Annotated in this window: 4 protein-coding genes; 2 read left to right on the top strand and 2 right to left on the bottom strand. The window is 55.6% G+C overall.

Going from position 1 to position 5,078, the window contains the following annotated elements; all coding sequences use genetic code 11:
* Positions 1 to 731: ATP-binding protein (locus tag ADICEAN_RS20140; RefSeq protein WP_152426545.1), on the top strand; the 731-nt coding region annotated here is incomplete at its 5' end.
* Positions 732 to 908: 177 nt separating this feature from the next.
* On the opposite strand, the gene ADICEAN_RS20145 is transcribed toward ADICEAN_RS20140, so the two are convergent.
* Positions 909 to 2,396 (bottom strand): PKD domain-containing protein, encoded by a 1,488-nt coding sequence (locus tag ADICEAN_RS20145; protein ID WP_152426546.1) that lies wholly within the window; start codon positions 2,394 to 2,396, stop codon positions 909 to 911.
* A 153-nt stretch (positions 2,397 to 2,549) separates the two neighbouring features.
* Positions 2,550 to 3,941: a glycosyltransferase gene (locus tag ADICEAN_RS20150; RefSeq protein ID WP_009197520.1), complete on the bottom strand. Its 1,392-nt coding sequence runs from the start codon at positions 3,939 to 3,941 to the stop codon at positions 2,550 to 2,552.
* A 129-nt stretch (positions 3,942 to 4,070) separates the two neighbouring features.
* Between ADICEAN_RS20150 and ADICEAN_RS20155 the strand changes: the two genes are divergently transcribed.
* The coding region (locus tag ADICEAN_RS20155) for an AraC family transcriptional regulator (protein WP_161622747.1) at positions 4,071 to 5,078 on the top strand (1,008 nt) is incomplete at its 3' end.

Genomic DNA, 5,078 nt, shown 5'->3' on the forward strand with positions numbered 1-5,078 from the left:
CTTTGGGGAACTGTGCCGGGAATGGGACTGCTAGGGGACAGCCCCGGCCCTTTGCTGATGAATATTCCCGCTACTTTTACCTGCAGCGGGAGGAGGTAGCCCCCGATTATAGGGCCTATAACGATACCAAATTTGAGGTGATCCTGATGGCCGGCCTACCCGGCAGCGGCAAGGAAATGTATGTGAACTTTCACCTGAGCGACTGGCCCCTGGTATCGCCCGATGCTCTGCGGCAGGAGATGAAGATCAAGCAAGGGGATAAATCTGGCTGGGGCCGGGTGCTGCAGCGCGCCAAAGAAAAGGCCAGGGAGTACATGCGCCGGCAGCAGTCATTTGTTTGGCTGGCCCCCAACACCAGCCGGCAGGCCCGCCAGCCGCTGATCGACCTTTTTGTATCCTATGGGGCCTGGGTACGCATCATCTACATGGAAGCCCCCTACCCCTTGTTGCAGCAGCAAAATCAGCAGCGCGAAGAACCCGTGCCCCCGGCAACACTGGTGAGCATGATGGCCCGCTGGGAAGTGCCCAGCCTGACCGAAGCACACAGTGTGGAATACAGCATCCGGGAGCTGCCAGATGCGGAGCCCCTGGCCAACCAGCCGGCCGAAGCCCAGGCGGAAGCAGAGGAGCAAGCCCAGGACTCTGCCCAGCTGGAGGCCCCGCTGGAGGCCCAGCTGGAGGCCCCGCTGGAGCGCCGGCGGGAGGACCGGAAGGAAGATGACCCTGCCTGAGCGTGCAGTTCTGCACCAAAAGCCCGCACCCTGCCGGTTAAAAGTATGCAGCTGGAGAATCGGGTAGCTAGTGCATGCGCATAAAGGCCCGGCTCCTATGTCTTTTCCCATCCACCGATCCTAAACATGCACAGGAAAGCTGGGGCTTTCCTGTGCATTGCTGAAGGTGGATGCCTTCTATTCTTCTATTAGCACATTTTGCTGACTGTTGGCCTCAAAGCTGTTGGCGGTGTGCACATCGGCATTGATGCTGGAGTTGTGGCGCACATAAATGCCATAGCCTGCACTGTTGCCAATAAGCGAATGCGTAATGCTGAGGCGGGCACCCCCGCCTACCAGCGCAATGTTCGCCTTATGGCCCGACACCAGCTGGTAACTGCCCCCATGCCGGATCTCGGTATGCTCCAGCATATTCTGGGAAGAAGAAGAACTGATGACGATTCCCCTCCAGTAGCCACTATTGGCAAGCGCGCCGGAAATGATGATCTTGTTGGCAGCAGTACCCACTGCATGCAAATAGCCCGTACTTTCAATCACCAGTACCTGATCGTTGCCCATTTCCAGAGTTACGCCCGGCTTCAGTTTCCAGCCAGTGTGTACCCGCAGCTCGCCCAGCACCCGGTAGGGGGTTTTATCGGCAAAACCTGCCCAAACGATCTCGCTTCCCCCAGTGGCAGCTTCCAAATTAGAGGCCAGCACCTCTACCCGGTTGCGGCCATTGTTTCCCGTAAAGCTGGAGGCAGCATCGAGCTTTGCTACCTGATTGGCAGCCAGCAGTAGGCCCGCTTCGGCATTATGGCTGAAGCTGTTCTTTTCAAAAGCCCGCAGCGAGGCCCCACTGGCGGCATGCACGCCCCAGCCTGCATTTTGGGTGAAAGAGCAGTTTTTTAGGGCAACCTGCGCCTGGCTGATGCCAAAGAGCGAGAGACCTGCCTTAATGGTGCTAAGCATGCCCTGGCTGCCGGTGTGGGCAATCTCTACATGATCAAGCTCGTTTAGGCTGCTGCTGGAGTAGATGATCATGCCCCGCCAGTAGCCGGCACTAGCCTGCTGGCCTACAAACCGTATCTTTTTCTCAGCCGTGCCTTTGGCGATGATCACCCCGCCCTCTTCGTTGATGTCCAGGCGGGTATCAGCTGCAAAGGCAATGGTCACCCCTGGCTGAATGGTGAGCTGGGCCGACACAAAGGTAGTTTTGTTGGCTATATAGTCGGGCAGGCTGGGATCAGCAATGCGGTCTTCCAGCACCATGGCTACATTTATAAATTCCGGCAGCTCCAGCGGCTGGGCGGCGGCGGCACTTACCAGTACCTTATCCCTGCTTTCGCCATGCGCATTGGCTATGGTAAGTTCAAGTTCAAAGGCGCCCGGGATATCGGGCACAAAGCTTGGGGTAGCCGTAGTGGCATTCTGCAAGCTGGCCGTGCTGCCGGCAGGCTGGCTGCTAAAAGCCCAGCGGTAGCTGAAGGGCAGGTTGTGGCTGTCGCTGGAGGCAGAACCATCGAGGGTAACCGTCTGGCCTGTTTGTACGCTTTGGTCGGGCCCTGCCTTGGCCATCAGTTGGCCTGCCGGCTGGGGGGTGCCCTCGTCGTCTTTGCAGCCCAGCATAAACGCAAGGGCAAACAGCAGGGCATACAGGGTTCTGGAAGTGAAGGATGAATACATGGTGATGAAGCGTTTGTTGTTTTTAAATGAGGTATGGTGTGTTAACATAGCCCCATCGGGCACGGGCATTAGAATCCTTGCCCGGACCCGAAGGGGCTGGAGTAGGTAAGGAAGCCTGGTAAGAGGGCTTCAGAAAAATTTGTGGAGGCCGGCTTAGTTCAGCGTCAGGGAAAGTAGCTGCCCGCCAGCCGACTGAGGTGCGGGTGCAGCCGCTCTACGTCCGCCTGTCAGGCGCTGCACCCAGTGCTCGCACAGCTGTTGTGGATTGTATTGCCGGAATTCAGCACTCAGGGCCTGCACCTTGTGGCGGTACTGGGGGTCTTGCAGCACCTGCTCTACCGCCGCTCTTATCTGGGCTGGTTTGGGGGTTTCCGTCTTCAGGTCGAGCCCCAGCTTAAAATAGCCCACCCGGGCACAGATCTCATTTTTACCCTCATGTACCCCTGCCACTACCATGGGCAGTTGGTGTGAAATGGCCTGCAGGACGCCTCCAAAGCCTCCGTTCGATACATATACATCGGCATTGGGCATGATCTGATCAAAAGGAATATAATCTTCGATCAGGAAATTCTCCTGGGGATACCTGGCCCTCAGCGCCTCGGTGCCCGCTCCTCCTGTGGTTGCCACCACCAGCCAGGTGCTGTCTTTAAAGGCTTCCAGTGTGGGCGCCAGAATCTTTTCGGTATTTTGCTCGGCAGTGCCCTGGGTTACCAGAATTACGTTTTTGTACTTCCTGAGCTTCTCCTGCAGGGGTAGATCTTCCCGCACTTTTTTCACCAACGGCAACAGGGGGCCTGCAAATACCAGGTTGGGACTCAGGTCGCTGCGGGTGTACTCAAAACCCGGGGTTCCGTTCTGCAAAACCACCGAGGCATGCTGCGTCTGCAGGTCAAACAGGTTAAGGTGCCCGGGGGCCTCAATTCCCCAGCTGCGGAGAATCTGCCGATTCAGCTCGTTCTGTTTTCCAAACACCAGCTTGTCGGTAAGAAAGCGCAGCAGGTCTTGCTTTTTTCTACCCAGAAACCCGCTAGCAGGACGCATGCCCAGCCCATAGGGAGGCAAGTCGCGCGAAGATGCGATGTTGGGAAAAATGCCCACCGCAATCACCGGCTTGTGCATCAGGTGGCGGATGAATGCAATACCGGTAAAGCTGATCTCGGCCACCAGCACATCAAAGGGAAACTCCTGGTGGAGGTCTCGAATATCTTCAAAGTACTCAGGGCCGCGGCGAATGAACACATGCTCCAGATCGAAGCGCAGCTTGCCTACCTGGCTTTTGTGTTTGCTGCGCTCGGGAAAGCTCCCTTCCCAGTCGTGGGTGTCAAATTCAAGCGCCTTTTTAAAAGGATAATGGGGAATGCCCATGCGCGAAATCTTATCGGCATACAGGCGGGAGGAGTACCAGCGCACATCATGCCCCTGCTGCTTGAGGAATTCCGCCAGTGGAATGAGCGGATTAAAGTGCCCGTCGGCCGGGCAGTTGGCAAAAAGAATTCTTCTGAATGGTTTGGGTGACTGAGTCCCGCCTTTTTGTGAAGTTTCCATAGTAAAAAGTGGTTAAATCCATGATTAGGAGTAAACAAATAAATTATATTACAAAGGAAGGGCTTTTCGGAAGGCAGGAAAAGTGTAACTTATGCCATAAAGCATGCAGTTTGCGCCATGGATGGTAAAATGAGCATTATACGAGATCTGCTATACACGGGCCTGCCCCGGGAAGTAGACCCCCTGCAGGTTTGCAGGGAAGCCGGAATAGATCCTGCCACGCTCTTGCAGGGCGAAGCTGGGATTGATATGTTGCTAACCAATCAGGTTTGGGAAATTGCTACGCGCCTCTCGGGCGATGCGCTGCTGGGCCTGCACGCCGGTGAAAAGGTAAGTCCTATGCTAGTGGGCAAAGTGGGCCTTTGTATGCAGTGCTGCAGTACTGCCAGCGAAATGATCGACATCCTCTGCGAGTGGGGTCACCTGTATTGCAATCTCAAAACCTATAGTCGCGAAACAAAGGGCCCTGAGCTGCTGATGTACGCCGATTCGAATGCTGTATGGGAAAATCTGGACCCGATGGGAGTTACCCAGTCCTTAGATTTCGGCCTGTCTACCTTGATAAAGCTGCTCTACACCCTTACTGGTAGAAGAATTTTTCCCCTGCGGCTCGAGCTCAAGCATAGCCCCAGCAAGCTGCCGGAATATGAGCGCATTTTTCGCTGCCCGATCATTCCGCAGGCAGCACGCAATTGCCTTGTCTTTCGCAAATCAGACCTGGAGGCACCCGTGCTCAGCCAGGATCAGTCACTCTTTGCGTTTTTCACCGAGATGCTCCGTAAAGAATCCGAGGCTGCGCAGGAGACAATTGGATTTACCGAAAAAATCAAACGCCTGCTACTCACCGAATTCAAGGGCATTATTCCACCTGTGGAGGTGGTAGCGGCCCAGCTCAATACTACCGTGCGCACCTTTCAGCGCAAGCTGGCGCTGGAGAACAGTTCCTACCGCGAACTCTGTGCACTGGTACGCAAGGAGCTGGCCCTGCAGCTTATTGAAAACAAGGGATCGAAAGTAGGCGAAGTGGCCGACCTGCTGGGCTATTCCGATCCTACCACCTTCCGCCGGGCATTTAAAAGCTGGGTAAATACCACCCCAAAAGAAGTAAAGCGCAAAGCCCGCCAACAAAAAAGCAGT

The sequence above is a fragment of the Cesiribacter andamanensis AMV16 genome (genome assembly GCF_000348925.1).
In the GTDB taxonomy this organism is placed as follows: domain Bacteria; phylum Bacteroidota; class Bacteroidia; order Cytophagales; family Cyclobacteriaceae; genus Cesiribacter; species Cesiribacter andamanensis.

What these genes read in the sequence shown, in the direction of transcription:
- ADICEAN_RS20145 (WP_152426546.1), bottom strand. Translation starts at nt 2,396, where the DNA reads ATGTATTCATCCTTCACTTCCAGAACCCTGTATGCCCTGCTGTTTGCC.
- ADICEAN_RS20150 (WP_009197520.1), bottom strand. Translation starts at nt 3,941, where the DNA reads ATGGAAACTTCACAAAAAGGCGGGACTCAGTCACCCAAACCATTCAGA.